Here is a 17,662-nt window from a genome sequence, read left to right on the forward strand (position 1 = left end):
TGTTTAAGGAGTGGGACATGCGGACGACGACCGGCTGGCAGGTGGACGGCGCGACGGCGACGCTGCGGCGCGCGAGGTTCGAGCGTCGTGATCTGCGCCCCGACGATCTCGCGGTCCGGGTCGACTACTGCGGTGTCTGCCACACCGATGCGCACGCCATCGGCGCCCACGACGGCGGATCCGGGGTCCCCCTGGTGCCAGGGCACGAGTTCACCGGCGTGGTGACCGAGACCGGGCCCGCGGTCACCCGCTTCACCGCCGGCGACCACGTGGCGGTCGGCAACATCGTCGATTCGTGCGGCGAGTGCCCCATGTGCCGGGCCGGACAGGAGAACTTCTGCCACGCCTTCCCGACCCTGACCTACGGCGGCACCGACCGCCACGACGGATCGCCCACCCTGGGCGGGTACTCCCGCGAGTACATCGTCCGCGACAAGTTCGCCTACCCGCTTCCCGCCGGTCTGGACCCGGCCGCCGCCGCGCCGCTGCTGTGCGCCGGTGTCACCGTCTGGGAGCCCCTGCACGCCCTGGGGGCGGGTCCCGGCAGCCGCGTCGGCGTGGTGGGGCTGGGCGGCCTGGGACATCTGGCGGTCAAGATGGCCGTGGCGCTCGGCGCCACGACATCGGTCATCAGCCGTTCACCCGGCAAGGCCGGCGACGCACGGAGTCTCGGCGCCCACGAGTTCATCCTGTCCACGGACCCCGAGCAGGTGGCCGACGCCCGTGACCGGTTCGACGTCGTCATCGACACCGTCTCCGCGCCGCACGACCTCGGCCCCTATCTGCGGCTGGTCGCCATGGACGGCACCTTGAGCCACCTCGGCCACCTCGGGCCGGTCACGGTGGAGACCATGGACCTGCTCGTGGGGCGTAAGAGCCTCAGCTCCGCTGGCAGCGGCGGCCGTCCCGCGACCGCCGCCATGCTGGCCTTCTGCGCCGGCAAGGGCATCACCGCCGAAATCGAGCTGCTCCCCTCGGCGCAGGTGAACGAGGCCCTCGCCCGCCTCCGCCGCAACGACGTCCACTACCGTTTCGTGCTCGACATGTCCGACCTGAGCTGAGCCGGCGGGCGGACCAACCCGTCCAGGCGCAGAAGGCCGCGGAGCCGCCACAGCGTGGCGAGGTGGCCCGCGCCCCCCACCGCCAGCGCGACCGACAACGACACCGGCCCGTCCCCCAAGGACGCCGTGCAGGCCATCGGCACCGCGCCGAACCACACCAGGCACACCCCGATGGCGATGCACCACCCCCTCCCGAAGGGGTGCAGCCCCAGGCTCCGCGACAGCTGGGCCACGGGCAGGGCGTTGCGCACGGCGATGGCCGCCGCCCACGCGAGCGCCGCGCCGAGCGCCCCCCACGACGGGATCAGCGCCAGGCACAGCGCGACGTTCACCAGCAGGGCGAGCACGTTGTTCACCAGGTTCCAGCCGGTCCGCCCCGCCATGGCCAGCACGGCGTCGCCCATGCCCATGGCGGCCGCGCCCAGCTGCGCCACCGCGACCACGACCAGCACACCCGCGCCCTGTTCGTAGCCCGCCCCGAAGAGCCCCATCACCAGCGGGGCGTGGACGATCGCCGTCAGGAACAGCGGCCATGTCAGGCAGATCAGCCACGCGGTGCTCGCCCGGTACAGCGCGCCCGCGCCCCGGCGGTCGTCCACCGCCAGGAGTTCGGCCAGGCGCGGCTGCGCGGCGAACTGGAGCGCCTGCGCGCCGAACTGCCCCACCACCGGCAGCCGGGTGGCGGCGGTGAACACGGCCGCCGCCGCCCCGCCCTGCAACGCGGCGACGAGGACGATCCCGCTGCGCTGGATGCCGAGCTGGGCGATGGTGGCGACCGAGCGGGGCAGGCTGAACGCCCAGAACGCAGCGGGGGTGACCGGCCCCGCTGCCGCGTCGTCCGGGGGCGCGTCGGCGGATTGCGCAGCATCGCGTACGATCCGGCGCAGCCAGAACCAGGCGACGATCGCGGCGGGCAGGTACGGCCCCGCCCACGCGACCATCAGCAGCCCCGCGCCGCCGGTGAGCGCCACGCCCCCCACCAGCGCCAGCTGTGCGAGGGGCCGGCCCACCCGCCCCACGAGCACGGTCGCGCCCATGTCGCGCAGGCCGCGGGTCGCCGCCAGAGCGGCGTCGGTGACCACTGCGAACGGCAGGAACACCGCGAGCATCCGGACGTAGGAGCCCGCCTCGTCGGCGCCGATGAACCGTGCGATGTCGTCCGCGCACGCCACCAGGGCCGCGGCGGCGGCGACGGACACCGCCACGACGGGCCCGAACACCTGCCGCAGCAGGTGCGGTATCCGTCCCGCGCCCCCAAGCGCCCGCAGCCGTGCCACGAAGTACACCAGCCCGGTGGACGCCCCGAGGTCGGCGACCGCCGCGGCGATGAGGAACACGGAGGTCGCGGAGAACAGCAGCCCGGCCGTGTCCTGGGGGAAGGCCCGGGCGAGCAGCACGATCAGCCCGGTGTTCAGGGCGGCGCCGGCCACCGCGCCCGCCACGTTCAGCGCCCCGCCGCGCGCGACGCGGGACAGCTCCGCGTCCCCGCCGTCGGCCGGAGGGCTCACGCGCGCCACGAGGGTGTACGGCCCCACCACTCGGCGAGCCGCCGGTCGGCGTCCGCGAAGTGCGAGCGGAGCCGTTCGCGCAGGGCCTCGGGCATGGGGGAGCTGCGCGGCCGGGCGTTGTGCCGCTCGACCCCGATCCCGTCTGCGCGGGCGATCCCGAGGAAGTCGGTGATCCCGGCGAACACCGGCTCCGGGTCGGCGAAGAACTCCTCGCTCTCGACCACGTGCAGCCGGTCCCGCCCGATGTGCTTCTCCAGCCGTTGGAGCTGGTCGGCGTAGTGCCCGCGGCGCAGGTAGGCGTGGTGCCGGTGATGGTGGGAGCGGGCTGCGGGGTCGGCGCGCAGCAGCTCCTCCGCGCCGGCCAGGCGCTCGTCCTCCAGCTCCAGCGCCCGTCCGAAGGGCTCGGTCTCGAAGCCGCGGGCCAGTTCGTGGGCGTGCGCGGAGTAGGCGCGCTCGACCGGGTCGCGCAGCAGCACGATGACCCGCACACCAGGGAGATCGCGGGCGATGCGCTCGGCGGCGAGGGGGTGGAAGAGGTAGTACGGGCTGGACTCGCCCACGGCCACCCGCCCGCGTGCGCGCAGCGTCGCGGCCAGCGGGAAGTGTGCCCTGTACCAGTCCAGGCCGCGCGGGTAGCCGGTGTCGAAGTAGTGCACCCCCTTGCGCAGGGTCGGGCCCGCCACCTGCGGGTGCCGGACCAGCGCCTTGAACAGCGAGGTCGTGCCGCAGCGCTGGCCCCCGGCGATGAGGAACGTGGGCAGCGCGCGCCCCCGCCGGGTGGCCTGGCCCACCGCGTCCGGGAGCACGCGCAGCGCCGGATGCAGCGACCGCGGCAGCAGCCGCCCGGCCGCCGATGTGACCGACGACGGGATCGACATGGGACCCTCCGTGAGTTGTCAGGCGGCCCGGGAGGGACCGCGCCGGGAACGGCGGTCAGGCAGGGCTCCTGGCCGCGTGGGCGGCGCGGTGGCCCAGCCCGGCGAGAGCGGGGAGCAGCCAGTCCGACACCGCGGCCAGGTGCCCGCCGGCCTCCTCCTGCCGGTCGTGCAGGTAGCGGGCCGCGAGGTCGACGAGGTACAGCGCCATCACCGTGGACGCCGTGCCGGGCGCCAGCCCCGCCCCCGCCATCAAGGGGTCGCGCAGGAGCCGGGCCCCGGAGTCGAGCCAGCGGCGCACCCCCGGGTGCACCCCGCTCTGCACGCACTCGTTCAGCTCGTAGTGCAGCGCGTCGAACCCCACCGGGACCCCGAACTCCAGCCGCTCCCAGTCCCACACGAACGCCCGGCGCGCCGTGCCCGCGACGTTCCACCGGGTGAGGTCGCCGTGCCAGGCGCCGAAGGGCAGCCGCACATCGGGGAGCCGGTCAAGCGCGGCCCGCAGAGCGGGCACCTCCGGGCGGTCCCCCAGGTCGTCGATCCGCTCGGCGAGGGCCCGCCGGTAGGGGCTGCCGGACAGCGGGAGGTGCCGGACCGGGGCGAGTTCGCTGATCTGCACCACGCAGCGCAGCAGCTGGCGCCGTGTGGGGCGGTCGGTCTGGTCGCCCACCGGCAGCGCCTCCTGCACCAGCAGCGGGTGGCCGTTCCACTCCTGGGCGTGCAGCAGCCGGGGCACCGTGACGTCGCGCATCCGGGCGCCGGAGATCCGGCGTAGCGCCCGGGTCTCGGCCTTGACCAGGCGCGACGTGAGGTCGTTCACCCCGATCTTGGCGTAGCCGACCGTACGTCCGCCCGGTGTGAGCAGGAGCAGGACCGGCTTGCGGTTGGCCCGCGGCGGGCCGACGTGGATCGCGATGACGACCTCCCGGTCCAGCGCCGACGACAGCGCCTGCTCGATGGCGCTCGCCGTCGCCACGTGCAGCCGGTCGCGCAGCAGCATCGGGGCCAGCCCGCTGGCGAACGCCGTCGTCAGCAGGGCGGCGCGCAGGCGCGCGCGCACGGAATGGCGCTGGGCGAAAGCGGAGATCCCGCGCGCGGCGGCGAACCGGTCGGCCACCGGCAGGATCACCCGCGGATGGTGGGCGGAGGGGACCGGCAGGTAGGCGCGGAGCCCCGCCTCGTCGGTGTCGAGGGCGGACTCACCGAGGGGGAGGGAGGCCGCGCCGCCGCGCCCGAGGCGTCCGCCACTGGGCCAGAGGACCTGCGCGAGCCCGGCGAGATAGGTGGCGTCGTCGGCCGTCACGGGGCACCTCCTCCCGCCGTCACGGCCGGAGAACGTCCCTCGGCGGCGCGCCGCCACAGGAGCGCGACCGCGACCATCGAGACCGCCAGCGGCCCCGCCAGCGCGACATAGAACGACATGTACCAGAAGAGCAGCAGGAGGATCAGCAGGCAGGCCGCCCCCACCGGCGAGGTGTCCCGCCGGAACCGCCACGCGATCTGCGCGAAGAACGCCACGAACAGGGCCGTCCCCACCCAGCCGTTGGCTATCAGCAGCAGCTGGAGCTGCCCGTTGTTGCCGATGGTGTGGTTGCCGCAGCCCGGGCACTCGGGGGTGCTGCCGACGGCGATGGACGCCGAGCTGCCGAGCATGTCGCGGGTCGTCCCCCAGCCCACGACCGGCGACGCGTTGGCCGCCTCGACCGCCGCGATGCTGGCGGCGGCCCGGCCGTCGTCGCTGTGCGGGTGGTCGGCCCGCTCCTGGACGACCGCCGCGAGCGGGGACATCAGCGCCGCGATGGCGATCACCGCGAGCCCCGCGCTGCACAGCGCGACGGCGGCGACCCGCCCCCGGCGCGCGAGGCACACCAGCAGGAACACCACCGACAGCGCGAGCCCCACCCACAGCGCCCGGTTCAGCGAGTAGACGACGGGAACCGCGGCGGCGGCCACCGCGGCGACGGCCGCACACCGCGTCGCCGCGCCGCCCCGCGCGATCCAGGCGACGGCCAGCCAGATCAGCAGCAGAGAGAGCATGTTGCCCCAGGTGTTCGTGTACTCCCAGGGCGCCTTGGGCCGGGCGGACTCGTACCCGAGCACGTCCATGATCTGCGCGGACGCGGGATGCACGAGCGCCTGCACGTAGGGGTCGGCCGCGACCCCGGCGGGCAGCAGCATCTCAACGGGCGACGTGAACTCGAACTGGGGCGCCACCAGCCCGAGAAACCCGCCACCGATCGTCGCCACACACAACACCGCCAGCACCCGGCCGACGTCCAGGTCCCCCAGCGCCCGCCGGGTCTTGGTGGCCGGGCGAGTGGGATCGGGGCGGCCGGGGGTGTTGCCGATATAGAGCAGCAGGACGGTGAGCGACAGGTAGGTCAGGACGCGCATCATGGCGCCGGCCGGACCGCCGCTCTCGGGGAGGGTGCCGGGCGGGGTGAGGCCGGTGAATGCGAGGCCGGCCACCGACCAGACGAGGAACAGCCCCCAGAGCCAGAACCCCGGGGGCAGCCGCAGGCCGGCCGTACGGTGGCGGCGGACGAGGTCCGCCGCCATGGGGACCGCGAAGATCCAGAAGGCGAACTGCCCCAGCCCCAGCGCCCACCACAGCGGGTATCCGCCGAACAGCCAGAGAACGGGCCAGCCGGGGCGGCCGCCGGAAGGCCGACTCGCCTGACCTGATCGAGCGATCCGATCCGGCCGGTCGACCAGGCTCGAATGGCCGGGGTGCGGCGGCCGTCCAGGACCGCGCCTTGCCGGACCGGGACGGCCGGGATGTGCCTGCGGTTCGGGGAGGCCAACGGCGTCGCCTTGGCCGGGCCGCCGCTGCCCGACGAGGTGTCCGGATGGCTTGTGCGATCCGGGGTGTTCCGTGTGGGTGGGTTCCTCGGGGCGGTCCGGGGAGTGCCGGGGCGCGGCGGCCGTTTCGCCGCCGGCCCCGGTCGCACCGTGACTGGTCAACGGTGCAGCGACAGGTCGGACCCGGTGGTGCCGCCGTCACCGTCGGCGCCCTGGTCGTCCGTGCCGTCAGGAGTGTCCGTCGCGGCCGTGCCCGCGTCAGGTGCCCGGCCGTTCTCCCCGGATTTGGCCGTCCTGCGCGCTGCGCCGTTCGACTTCGCTGCGTTCTTCGTGGTGTTCGCGGCGGCCGTGTCCGTTGCCGGCGCGGCCGCGGCGGTCTCGCGCTGGTCGTCCGCGTTATCGGAAGCGCCCGCCCCGGCTCGTCCCGGCGTCGCCGCCTGGCCGTTCGCCCCGGGTTTGCCCGCCGCGCGGGCCGCCTTGTTCGTCCCTGTCGTCCCCTGCGCGCCGCCTTCGACGGTCGTGCCCGTCGACTCCTTGGCCGCGGCGGTACCACTGCCGGCCGGGTTATCCCGGGCGGTCCCGCTCGCGGTGGCGGCCTCGGCGGATGTGCCGCGGCCGCGGGTGGAGCGGGGCGCTCGCTTGGTGGTGGCCTTGGTGCTCCGTCCGCCCTTACGGGCCGGGGTGCTCTTGGGGCTCGCGGGCGCCTTCTCAGCGGCCCCTCCGGCGTCGGTGCTCGTGGCCGATGTCGCCTGCCCGGCGTCGTCGCTCGCTTCCGTGGCCGGGTCCGTTGCCGACGACGGTGGCATCGAGCTGGTGCTCGTCGCGATACCGGGTTCGGCGGGTGTGTCGGGATCCGCCGCGGCCGTGTCGGAGGAGACGTCGTCCACGGGCACGGTCACGGTGAGCCCTCCGGACTCTGCCGTGGCGGCGGCGGTGGCGTAGCGTTTCGCGTTGCCCGCAGCGGACGGGGACGCCGACTCCTCCGCCGAATCGGTGCCCGTACCGTCGGCCGCCGTGGCGGCGCCCGCATCGTTCGTTGTCGCCGCGGGTGCCGTGGTCTGTGCCTCCGCTTCCGCGGCCTGGCCCGTGTCCGCGGGCATGGGCGCGGCCTCGTCGGCGGCGCCTGTGCCACGGTCGGCACCCTCGGACGCCGCGCCCTCCTCGGGGGCGCCGGTGCCCGACGGCTTCGCCGTGGCGGCGCTGCCAGCCTGCGGCTTGGGGGCGATCACCGGTTGCGGCCCCACCCGGGCGGGCACGACGGCGATGCCGGTGACCTCGGTGCCCATGGTCGCCAGGCCGTCCACGGCGGCGATGAGCTCGGCGGCGCGTGTGCGGCCGAGCTCGACCGTGGCCAGCACTCCGTCGGCCGCCGCCGCGACGGCCTGGGCGTCGGCGCGCTCGGAGGTGGGGGCGGTCGCGATGATCACGAACCGGGCCCGGCCGCGCAGGCGATGGACCAGGTCCACCATGGCCCCCCGCTGGAGCAGGTCCGCTGCGCCGTGTCCGCCGTGGCGCAGGACCCGGAGCCCGGGCAGGCCCTCGGGGCGGCACTCCAGCAGCGTGGGGTCCTCCCCGTCGGCCAGTGCCTCGGCGAGGCCGGGGCCATCGGGCAGGTCGACCAGCCCGGCGGCGGGCCCGCTGTTCTCGCGCGCGACCTTGGCCGACCTGGTCCCGCGGGTACGGCGCGTGCCCGAACGGGGCGGAGCTCCGCCCCGTTCGGCCTTGCGTCCTCCGGCACGTCGTCCGGCGTCCCGTCCCCCCGCGAGGGCGGCGGTTCCCTCGCCGTCCGCACCCTCGACGGGAGCGGTGCCCTCTGGGGAGGCGGTGGAGTCGTCGTCCACCGTGAACTCCGCCGCCTCACGCGGGTCCGCGCAGACCAAGAGGACGTCGGCGTCGATGCGGGCGAACGCCGCGGCGAGGTTGGCCGCGGCGACCATGCCCGCGTCGCCGTCCGATGTGCCCGATACCAGGAGCACGTGGTCTCCCGGCCCCATTCGGGCGGACAGGGTGTGGGCGACCCCGTTGATGTGCTGGCCGGCGGGGCCCGACGCCGGTACCAGGCCGACCCCGCGGGTGGCGCGGCCGTCGTCGGTGAGGTCGAGCAGCATCGGGGCGCGCGTGGCGCGCCGGATGTCGCGGAGGCAGTGCAGCCGGCCGTCGCCGCGGTCGTCCGCGACCGCCAGCGCCAGCCCCGCCAGCAGCCCGAGGAGCGCGCCGCCCGTCAGCCACACGGCCGGGACCGGCGACGACGGGGCGTCGGGCGTCGTCGCCGCGGTGATGATCTCCCCCGGGACGACCGAGTCGCGCAGGGCCGCGAGCGGGTTGATCTCGCCGTTGAGGTCGGCGATCTCGGTCTGCACCGCCTCCAGGCGCGACTCGGCGCGGATCCGTTCGGCGCCGCTGCCGTCGTCGGCGGTCTCCGCGAGGTCCTCCATCTCGCCGTAACGGGCGTCGACCTCCTTGCGCAGGGCGTCGAGGCGACGGTCGACCTGGGACTCGACCTCGGCCGTGCGGTGGGCGAGGTAGGCGTCGGCGAACGCCTCGGCGCCCTGGCGCGCGCTGTCGGGACCGATGGCGCTGTAGCCGATCTCCAGGACGCTGCTATTGGGCGGGACGGTGACCGACACGCGCTCCCGCAGGTCGGCGGCCGACGCCCCGGTGCCCATCAGCTCGGCCGCAGCGGCGGCGACCTGGGCCGAGCGCGCCACCTGGGCTTCGGTGTCGAGGTTGACCTCGCCGTTGGTGCGCCCGGACCGCTCGCCGGTCAGTTCGGCGATCCCCGTGGGCCGGACCTGCACCGACGAGGTGCCGGTGTAGGTCTCGGGGGCGACGAGCAGCGCGACCGCGGCGGCGGCCAGGCCGGCCAGCGTCCCCGCGGCGATGGTGCGCCATCTGCGGCGGAGGAGGGCCGCGTAGTCTCTGAGGTCCGGTCCGGGGTCGGCGGAGTCCATTCGGCGGGCATCCTTTCGGCGGCGGCCACGGCACACAAGGTGACCACTACTCTAAGCAGTTCTATGAATACTAAGAGTAGTCGTTTTGGTCGTCCGGGAGGTTTACCGTGAACGGTGATTCGCCCCGGCCGCGCCCGCCGGCCCCCGAACGCGAAAAGGGCACCGGCCGCACGGCCGGTGCCCCCTGATGCCCTGGCGGTGCGGGTCCCGGGACCCGCACCGGCGGCGGTCAGCCCGCTGCCGCGCCCCGGCGTGCGGGCTCGAACAGCGACTCGACGAGGTCGGCGCACCACTTCAGCAGCTCGGTGTCGCGCAGCGGCTTGCCGCCCAGGCCCCCCGCCTTGGGGACCGGCACGAGCAGTGTCTTTGCCGCTTCTTTGTAGATCGCCTTGGGGTGCAGTCGGCGCAGCCGCAGCTGCTGCGACTCGCGCAGCTCCACCGGGCCGAACCGGATCTGCGAGCCCTGGAGCACGACATCGGACAGCCCCGCGCTCTTGGCCAGCACCCGGAACCGCGCGACCGCCAGGAGGTTGTCGACCTCGCGCGGCGGCGGGCCGAACCGGTCGACCAGCTCATCGCGCGCCGCGGCGATGTCGGAGTCGTCGGCGACGCTCGCGATCCGCTTGTAGGACTGGAGCCGCAGCCGCTCGCCCGGCACGTAGCCGTGCGGGATGTGGGCGTCGATGGGCAGCTCGACCTTGGTCTCGGTCTCCTCGACGGCTCCGGGGTCGCCCTTGAGCTCGCGCACGGCCTCGCCCACCATGCGGACGTAGAGGTCGAAGCCCACACCGGCGATGCTGCCGGACTGCTCGGCGCCGAGGATGTTGCCCGCGCCGCGGATCTCCAGGTCCTTCATGGCGACGTACATGCCCGCGCCGGTCTCGGTGTGCTGGGCGACGGTGGCCAGGCGCTCGTGTGCGGTCTCGGTCAGCGGTTTCTCGGGCGGGTACAGGAAGTAGGCGTAGGCGCGCTCGCGCCCGCGGCCCACCCGCCCGCGCAGCTGGTGCAGCTGTGACAGGCCGTAGGTGTCGGCGCGGTCGACGATCAGCGTGTTGGCGTTGGGGACGTCCAGGCCGGATTCCACGATGGTCGTGGAGACCAGGACGTCGAAGTTCTTCTCCCAGAAGTCGACCATCACGCGTTCGAGCTGCTGCTCGTTCATCTGGCCGTGGGCATAGGCCACCCGCGCCTCGGGCACCAGCCGGCTCAGCGTGGCCGCGACCTTGTCGATCGACGCCACCCGGTTGTGCACGAAGAACACCTGGCCCTCGCGCATCAGCTCGCGCCGCACGGCCGCCGCGATCTGCTTCTCCTCATAGGGGCCGACGAAGGTCAGCACCGGGTGCCGCTCCTCGGGCGGGGTGAGGATGGTGGTCATCTCGCGGATGCCGGTGAGGCCCATCTCCAGGGTCCGCGGGATCGGCGTCGCCGACATCGACAACACGTCGACCTGCGTGCGCAGACGCTTGAGCGCCTCTTTGTGCTCGACCCCGAACCGCTGCTCCTCGTCGATGATGACCAGGCCCAGGTTCTTGAACCGGGTCTCGCTGGAGAGCAGCCGGTGCGTGCCGATCACGATGTCGATCTCGCCGCTGCGCAGGCCGCCCCGGGTGACCTCGACCTCGCCGTCGGTCTGGAACCGCGACATCGGCCGCACCGTCACCGGGAACGACGCGTAGCGCTCGCTGAAGGTCGACAGGTGCTGCTGGACCAGCAGCGTGGTGGGCACCAGCAGCGCCACCTGCTTGCCGTCCTGCACCGCCTTGAACGCCGCGCGCACCGCGACCTCGGTCTTGCCGTAGCCGACATCGCCGCAGATCAGCCGGTCCATGGGGAGCGGCTTCTCCATGTCGCGCTTGACCTCTTCGATGGCGGCCAGCTGGTCGGGGGTCTCGACGTAGGGGAAGGCGTCCTCGAGCTCCCGCTGCCACGGCGTATCGGACGCGAACGCGTGGCCGGGGCTGGCCTGGCGGGCGGAGTACAGGCGGATGAGGTCGCCCGCGATCTCGCGGACCACCTTGCGCGCCCGGCTCTTGGCCTTCGACCAGTCGGCGCCGCCCATGCGCGACAGCGTGGGCGCCTCGCCGCCGACGTAGCGGGTGACCTCGTCGAGCTGGTCGGTGGGGACGAACAGGCGGTCGCCCGGCTGCCCGCGCTTGGACGCCGCGTACTCGATCACCAGGTACTCGCGGGTGGCACCCTGGATGCTGCGGCTGACCATCTCGATGTAGCGGCCGACCCCGTGCTGCTCGTGCACGACGTAGTCGCCCGGCTTGAGCTGCAACGGGTCGACGGTGCCGCGGCGCCGGCTCGGCATCTTGCGCATGTCGCGGGTCGAGGACTTCTGCCCCACGAGGTCGGTCTCGGTGAGCACCACCAGGCGCACCGACCGCCAGACGAACCCGTGCTCGATCAGCCCGGTGGTGACCGTGGCCACCGCGCGCTCGGGCGGGGCGGCCAGATCGGGGCGCAGCTGCGCCCCCAGCCCGGCGTCGCGCAGCATGGACACCAGGCGCTCGGCCGGACCGTGGCCCGGGGTGAGCAGCACGACGCTCCATTCGTCGTGCAGCCACGACTTGACGTCGGCGAGCGCGCGTTCGGTGTCGCCGCGGTAGGCGTCGGAGGACGCCGCACCCAGCTCGACGGAGCCGGAGGCGTCGTCGTCGGCGGCGGGGTCGCCGGACTCGAACGGGCTGATGCTCCACCACGGCAGGCTCAGCGCATCGGCGTCGGAGCGCACCTCGGCGATGGACTTGTAGGCGGACGCGCCGAGGTCGATAGGGGCCTCGCCGCCCGAGGCGGCGTTGATCCAGGACGCGTCGAGGAACTCCTGGCTGGTGGCCTGGAGCTCGATGGCCCGGGTGCGGATGCGCTCGGGGTCGCAGCCCACGATGTGCGCGCCCTCGGGCAGGTACCCGAACAGCGGCTCCATGCGGTCGGCCAGGACCGGGGCGAACGCCTCCATGCCCTCGACCGCGATGCCCTCGGCCAGCTTGTCGAGGACGTCGGCCAGCGACGGGTGCTCGCGGGCGAGGTCACGCGCGCGCTCGCGCACCTGCGGGGTCAGCAGCAGCTCGCGGCAGGGGGGCGCGAACAGCCCGGATTCGGCGTGGCCGCCGATGGACCGCTGGTCGGCGACCTGGAAGTACCGGATCTCCTCGACCTGGTCGCCCCAGAACTCCAGCCGGAGCGGATGCTCCTCGGTGGGCGGGAAGACGTCGAGGATCCCGCCGCGCACGGCGAGGTCGCCGCGCTTCTCGACGAGGTCGACCCGGGCGTACCCGGCGTCGATCAGCGACTGGACGACCTGGTCGAGCGGGGCGTCGTCGCCCGGGCGGATCCGCACCGGGGTGAGGTCGCCCAGCCCGGCGACCAGCGGCTGCAACACGGCGCGCACCGGCGCGACGACCACCCGCAGCGGCGCGGTCAGCGGGTCGGAGGGGTCGGGGTGGGCGAGCCGTCGCAGCACCGCCAGCCGCTGGCCGACGGTGTCGGAGCGCGGCGAGAGCCGCTCGTGCGGCAGGGTCTCCCACGCCGGGAACAGCGCCGCCGTGTGTTCGGGGAGCAGCGACCCGAGGGCTTCGGCGAGGTCGGAGGCCTCGCGCTCGGTCGCCGTGATCGCCAGCACCGGGCGGTCGGCGCCCACCGGCGCCTCGGCGGCCAGCGCCGCGATGAGGAACGGCCGCAGCGACGGCGGCGCGACGAGATCGAGACGGGGATCGTGGCCGCTGCGCGCGGTCGCGATCGTTTCCTTGAGTGCGGGGTCGTCGGCGACGACCGCGAGAAGTCCAGAGAGGCTCATATCACCAGATCAGGGCGTTTGTCAGTGGTACCGGTGGTGCAGCGGCCTGCGGCAATCGGGCGGGGTGGCCCGTCCGGACGCCGCAGGGGGCGCCGGAACGCGGTCTCCTGCGTCGTCGCCCGCAACTCCCTTGTCCGTGTTCTCCGCTCGCTCGCCGCCGGGCGCGGAGCGTGTCCGCGGGGTCTCCGGGCGGAGACCGCCGGGGCGTCATCCGAGGTCCGGTGGTTTTCCCAGGTATCGGTGGCGTGTGGTCGGCACGGCGGCGCGTGTCCGGGTACCCAGACTATGCGCCGGACCGCCCGCCGGGGCACTCCGTCCACAAGTGGGATCCGCGACCCGCCCCCGCCCGTGTGACGCCCGCCCCGCCCGGTACGGCCGTGCCCCGGCGCTGGCCGGAGTCGGCGGATACCGGACACCTGACGGTTCGACCACTTTGCGCAACGCTGGAGCCGCCCGTCGTGTTCCCGTGGCCGGATCCGGCCGCGCCTCAACGCGTCCCGGGCCGGACGATCGCCCGCACGGCCTTGAGGGGCCGCGCCGCCCCGTAGTGAACAGGGCACATACGCTGTGCGATGTGCCTGACCACATACGAACGGTGAGAGCAGGTGGGCAAAAGCGTGGAGGTCCGGTTGAGCGTGGGTGAGAGCGGGCACGGCGGGGGACCGGCGGCACCGGTGTTCGCGCCGGATCCGGTGGGGCTGGCGCACTTGGAGGCGATCCTGAGCGGGGCCTACCCGCTCGCCGGCTTCATGACCGCGGCGGAGGCCGCATCGGTGGCCGGGCACGGCCGGCTGCCCGATGGAACCCCGTGGCCGGTCCCGGTCACCCTTGCGGTCCCCGCTGGACTGGCCGATGCCGCGCGCCTCGTCCTCACCGACCCCGAGGGCGCGCCCCTGGCCGAGCTGACCGTCAGCGAGCGCTGGTGGTCCGGCCCCGGCGGACCTGGGACGGAGGGCTCCAGCGGGGAAGAATCCGCAGGCCCCGGCACCCCCGACCCGCACGGCGCCCTCGACCGGCGCGGCCCCGCCGACGGCCACGGCGGCCCCGGCCACCGGCTGGCCGGGGAGGTCCGCTTCATCCGGCCCTCGATGTACGGCTCCCTGCGCCACCTGCGCCGGGTCCCGGCCGATGTCCGCGCCCGCCGCGAGGCCGGCGGTGCGCCCGACCGCCCGCTGCTGGCCGTGGTGACCGGGCGCCCCCTGCACCACCGCGCTCTGCACCAGATCCGCGCCGCGGCCGACCGGATCGGCGGCGGGCGCCGCGCCGAGGTGCTGGTGATCATCGACGCCCCCTTCGACGGCGAGGGCATGGCCCCGGCGATCCTGGCCGCCGAACCGCTGCTGCCCGCCCGCACCCGTTTCGCGGTCGCGACCCTGCCCCCCGCTGACCCCGCCCTCCCCGAGGACCGCGCCGACCTGCTCGCCGCGCACGTCGCCCGCTCCTACGGCGCCACCCACGTCCTCATCGACCGCGACCCCGACGCCCGCTCCGCGCCCGCGCCCGCCGGCCCGCCCATCCCCGTCCTGCACCCGGGCGACTGGCGCTACGACACCGGCGAGGAGCTATGGCTGCCCGCCGAGCGCGTCGATCCCGCCCACGCACGCACCGAGCCCGGCGACGCCGAGGTCGAGGAATCGCTCGCCCTCGGCCGCGAGCTGCCGGCCTGGTTCACGCCCGCCCGGGTCGCCGCCGAGCTGGCGCGGCTGCGGCCGGCCCGCACCCGGCGCGGCCTCACCGTGTTCTTCACCGGCCTGTCCGGATCGGGCAAGTCCACGGTCGCCCGAGGGGTCTCCGAGGCGGTGCGCCGCTCCGGACGCACGGTCACCCTCCTCGACGGCGACGTCGTGCGGCGCATGCTCTCCTCCGGGCTCACCTTCTCCCGCGCCGACCGCGACCTCAACATCCGCCGCATCGGCTTCGTCGCCGCCGAGATCACCCGGCACGGCGGCGTCGCGATCTGCGCACCCATCGCCCCCTACGCCGTCACCCGCGCCGAGGTCCGGGCGATGGTGGAGGACGCCGGCGACTTCTTCCTCGTGCACGTGGCCACCCCGCTGGAGGTGTGCGAGGCCCGCGACCGCAAGGGCCTCTACGCCAAAGCCCGAGCGGGGGAGATCCCGGAGTTCACCGGCGTCTCCGACCCCTACGAGGAGCCCACCGACGCCGACCTCGTGCTGCACACTGAGGGCAGGTCCGTTGCGGAGTCGGTGGCCGAGGCGGTCGCCGCCCTGCGCACCGGCGGCTGGCTGCCCACGGACCGCCCGTGACCCGCACGCACGGCCGAACCACCCACCACCGAGAAGGCACGGTCCACCTGATGAGCGACGCCCCGCCCGCGCCCGGGCACCGGCTGCCCGCCCTGGTCGAGGTCATGGACGTCCTGCGGCGCGAATGCCTCTGGGACGCCGGCCAGACCCACGAGTCCCTGGCCAAGTACCTCATCGAGGAGGCCTACGAGACGCTGGAGACCATCGAGCAGGGCGACTACGCGCTGCTCCGCGAGGAGCTGGGCGACGTCCTACTCCAGGTGGTCTTCCACGCCCGCGTGGCGGCCGAGCGCGGGGCCGACGGCTTCACCATCGACGACGTCGCCGACGCCATCATCGACAAGCTCATACGGCGCCACCCGCACGTCTTCGCCGGAACGGAGGTCTCCGGCGCCGACGACGTGCGCGCCAACTGGGAGACCATCAAGGCCGCCGAACGCGCTGGCAAGGGCCGGGGCGACGCCTCCGTGCTCGACGGTGTCCCGTTCGGCCAGCCCGCCGCCCTGCTCGCCTACGAGCTCCAGAAGCGGGCGGAGCGCAACGGCGTCCCGGCCGACCTGATCGGCGACGACGGCGGCCCCGGCGGCACCCTGTTCGCCGCCGTCGACGCCGATCGCAGCGCCGGCGCCGACCCCGAGATGGACCTGCGGGCCGCCGCGCGCCGGTTCGACGAGCGGGTGCGCGCCGCCGAGGCCGCCGCCCGCGCCGAGGGCCGCGACCCGCGCGGACTCACCCCTGAGGAGTGGCGCGGGTATTGGAGCTGACCTCCCCGTTACGGCCGTTCTCCGCGGCCCGCGTGTGGGCGCCGCTCAGCCGCATCGTGACGGTCGCGTGCTCCGCGGGCGTGGGAAGGGGGAGTACCGCCGGGCGCCGTGCGCTGTCGCTGACGCGCAGCCACAGCCCCAGCCCGATCCAGTTGGCGATCAGCGATGACCCGCCCGCTGCCAGGAACGGCGTGGTCAGCCCGGTGAGCGGGATGAGCCGGGTGACCCCGCCGAGGACGACGAAGACCTGGAAGGCCAGCAGGAACGCGAACCCGGTGAGCATCAGCTTGGTGAACACGTCCCGGGAGCCCAAAGCGATCCGGAAGCCCCGCTCGGCGAGGAGCAGCAGGGACAGGATCACCGCCACCAGACCGGTGAGCCCCAGCTTCTCGCCGATCGAGATGAGGATCAGGTCGCTGTCGGAGGCGAAGATCTCCGAGGCGCGCCCCTGCCCGAAGCCCGTCCCGAACAGGCCGCCGTCGGCCAGCGCGAACAGCCCCTGGACCAGCTGGTAGCTGCCCCCGTGCTCGGTGTAGACATCGGGCCCGAACGGGTCCAGCCAGATCGCGACCCGCTGGCGGACGTGCCAGAACATCAGGTAGGCGGCGGTGGCGCCCACGGAGAACATCGCCAGGCCGATCCCGACCCAGGACTTGCGCCCGGTGGCGGTGTAGAGCATGGCCAGGAACACGCTGAACAGCACCAGCGACGTGCCCAGGTCGCGGGTCCCGACCAGGAGCAGGATCGCCACCCCCCAGGCGGCGGTCATCGGCCCCAGGTCGCGCATGCGGGGCAGGCTGAAGATCTTCACCCGGCCCAGGCGCAGTTGGCGGGCGGCGGTCCCCAGCACTTCCCGCTTGAGGCCGAGGTAGGCGGCGAGGAAGACGATCAGCAGGATGCTGGCGAACTCCGAAGGCTGGACCGTGAAGTCGCCGATGCCGATCCACCGCCGCGCGCCGAACACCTCGATCCCGATCACCGGCAGCATGGGCAGCAGGATCAGGACCAGGCCCCCGGCAGCGGCGAGGTAGGGGTAGCGCTGCAACCGCTGCGGCCGGCGCACCACCAGCAGCACCGCGCAGCACAGCACCGTGCCGATCACGGTCCAGGCGAGCTGCCGGTCGGCTTCGTTGGTGTCGGTGCCGCGGACGTGGTGCAGGCCCCAGATGACCGTCAGGCCGACGCCGTTGAGCAGGGTGGCGAGGGGCAGCGGCAGCGGATCGGCCCAGGGGGCGACCAGGCGCAGCGTGACGTGGAGGCCGAGGGCGGCCGCGGAGACCACCCCCACGTAGAGCGGGAACCGCTCCGGCACCCGGCCGTCGATCTGGAGGCCGGCCATGGCCAGGCACAGGGCGAACGCGCCCAGCGCCGTGAGGACCAGGACCAGCTCGACGGTGCGCCGCCGGGCCGGACGGAGGGCTCCGTCGCGGGGTCCGGGTCTGGCCATTCCGCCTCGCAGTGGGTGGTCCTGGTGTGTTCCGCTTCGGCCGCGGTACCGCGCGGTTGGGGTGAGGGGAGCGGGGCACGGGTGCTGCGATGGCGGCGCATGGCGCCGGGGGCGGATGAACTGAGCTAAACCGAACTATAGGCGAGCGGTGGCGATACGTCCCGCAGCCCCGGCCGCACCGCGCG

Annotated in this window: 10 protein-coding genes; 3 read left to right on the plus strand and 7 right to left on the minus strand. The window is 74.3% G+C overall.

Annotated features, from left to right (window positions below; genetic code table 11):
* Nucleotides 1-17 precede the first annotated feature (17 nt).
* On the plus strand, nt 18-1,061 hold the full coding sequence (locus ACFOVU_RS02840; RefSeq protein ID WP_378529682.1) for an NAD(P)-dependent alcohol dehydrogenase: 1,044 nt from the start codon (nt 18-20) through the stop codon (nt 1,059-1,061).
* Here ACFOVU_RS02840 and ACFOVU_RS02845 read toward each other — a convergent pair.
* The 6 genes from ACFOVU_RS02845 to mfd all read right to left on the minus strand — a co-directional run bounded on the left by ACFOVU_RS02845 (nt 1,025) and on the right by mfd (nt 12,999).
* The gene (locus tag ACFOVU_RS02845; RefSeq protein WP_378529683.1) at nt 1,025-2,569 is read right to left on the minus strand and encodes a lipopolysaccharide biosynthesis protein; all 1,545 of its coding nucleotides are present in this window, start codon (nt 2,567-2,569) and stop codon (nt 1,025-1,027) included. The two genes, ACFOVU_RS02840 and ACFOVU_RS02845, sit on opposite strands and share 37 nt — an antisense overlap.
* Nucleotides 2,566-3,447, minus strand: coding sequence for a sulfotransferase family protein (locus ACFOVU_RS02850; RefSeq protein WP_378529684.1), 882 nt, complete (start codon nt 3,445-3,447; stop codon nt 2,566-2,568). Before ACFOVU_RS02850 ends, ACFOVU_RS02845 begins: the two co-directional genes overlap by 4 nt.
* Before the next feature lie 55 nt (nt 3,448-3,502).
* Nucleotides 3,503-4,747, minus strand: a complete 1,245-nt coding sequence (locus ACFOVU_RS02855; protein ID WP_378529685.1) for a phosphotransferase — start codon at nt 4,745-4,747, stop codon at nt 3,503-3,505.
* Nucleotides 4,744-6,003, minus strand: a complete 1,260-nt coding sequence (locus ACFOVU_RS02860) for a ligase (RefSeq protein WP_378529686.1) — start codon at nt 6,001-6,003, stop codon at nt 4,744-4,746. The genes ACFOVU_RS02855 and ACFOVU_RS02860 overlap by 4 nt, the downstream gene beginning before the upstream one ends.
* Before the next feature lie 401 nt (nt 6,004-6,404).
* On the minus strand, nt 6,405-9,197 hold the full coding sequence (locus tag ACFOVU_RS02865) for a Wzz/FepE/Etk N-terminal domain-containing protein (protein ID WP_378529687.1): 2,793 nt from the start codon (nt 9,195-9,197) through the stop codon (nt 6,405-6,407).
* A 229-nt stretch (nt 9,198-9,426) separates the two neighbouring features.
* Complete coding sequence (gene mfd / locus ACFOVU_RS02870; RefSeq protein WP_378529688.1) at nt 9,427-12,999, minus strand: transcription-repair coupling factor; 3,573 nt, start codon at nt 12,997-12,999, stop codon at nt 9,427-9,429.
* Nucleotides 13,000-13,628: 629 nt separating this feature from the next.
* Here mfd and cysC point away from each other — a divergent pair.
* Together cysC and mazG are read left to right on the plus strand one after the other, a co-directional pair.
* The gene (gene cysC, locus ACFOVU_RS02875) at nt 13,629-15,266 is read left to right on the plus strand and encodes an adenylyl-sulfate kinase (protein WP_378529689.1); all 1,638 of its coding nucleotides are present in this window, start codon (nt 13,629-13,631) and stop codon (nt 15,264-15,266) included.
* Between the two features lie 50 nt (nt 15,267-15,316).
* Nucleotides 15,317-16,030: a nucleoside triphosphate pyrophosphohydrolase gene (gene mazG, locus ACFOVU_RS02880; protein WP_378529690.1), complete on the plus strand. Its 714-nt coding sequence runs from the start codon at nt 15,317-15,319 to the stop codon at nt 16,028-16,030.
* Here the strand turns inward: mazG and ACFOVU_RS02885 are convergent.
* On the minus strand, nt 15,996-17,477 hold the full coding sequence (locus ACFOVU_RS02885; protein WP_378529691.1) for an FtsW/RodA/SpoVE family cell cycle protein: 1,482 nt from the start codon (nt 17,475-17,477) through the stop codon (nt 15,996-15,998). The two genes, mazG and ACFOVU_RS02885, sit on opposite strands and share 35 nt — an antisense overlap.
* Nucleotides 17,478-17,662 lie beyond the last annotated feature (185 nt).

Origin of the sequence: Nocardiopsis sediminis (assembly GCF_042650565.1) — a bacterium.
In the GTDB taxonomy this organism is placed as follows: Bacteria; Actinomycetota; Actinomycetes; order Streptosporangiales; family Streptosporangiaceae; genus Nocardiopsis_B; species Nocardiopsis_B sediminis.

Bases quoted from the DNA above. Each gene is read 5' to 3' on its own strand.
- ACFOVU_RS02840 (WP_378529682.1), top strand. From the start codon at position 18: ATGCGGACGACGACCGGCTGGCAGGTGGACGGCGCGACGGCGACGCTG.
- ACFOVU_RS02850 (WP_378529684.1), bottom strand. From the start codon at position 3,447: ATGTCGATCCCGTCGTCGGTCACATCGGCGGCCGGGCGGCTGCTGCCG.
- ACFOVU_RS02860 (WP_378529686.1), bottom strand. From the start codon at position 6,003: ATGGCGGCGGACCTCGTCCGCCGCCACCGTACGGCCGGCCTGCGGCTG.
- ACFOVU_RS02865 (WP_378529687.1), bottom strand. From the start codon at position 9,197: ATGGACTCCGCCGACCCCGGACCGGACCTCAGAGACTACGCGGCCCTC.
- mfd (WP_378529688.1), bottom strand. From the start codon at position 12,999: ATGAGCCTCTCTGGACTTCTCGCGGTCGTCGCCGACGACCCCGCACTC.
- mazG (WP_378529690.1), top strand. From the start codon at position 15,317: ATGAGCGACGCCCCGCCCGCGCCCGGGCACCGGCTGCCCGCCCTGGTC.
- ACFOVU_RS02885 (WP_378529691.1), bottom strand. From the start codon at position 17,477: ATGGCCAGACCCGGACCCCGCGACGGAGCCCTCCGTCCGGCCCGGCGG.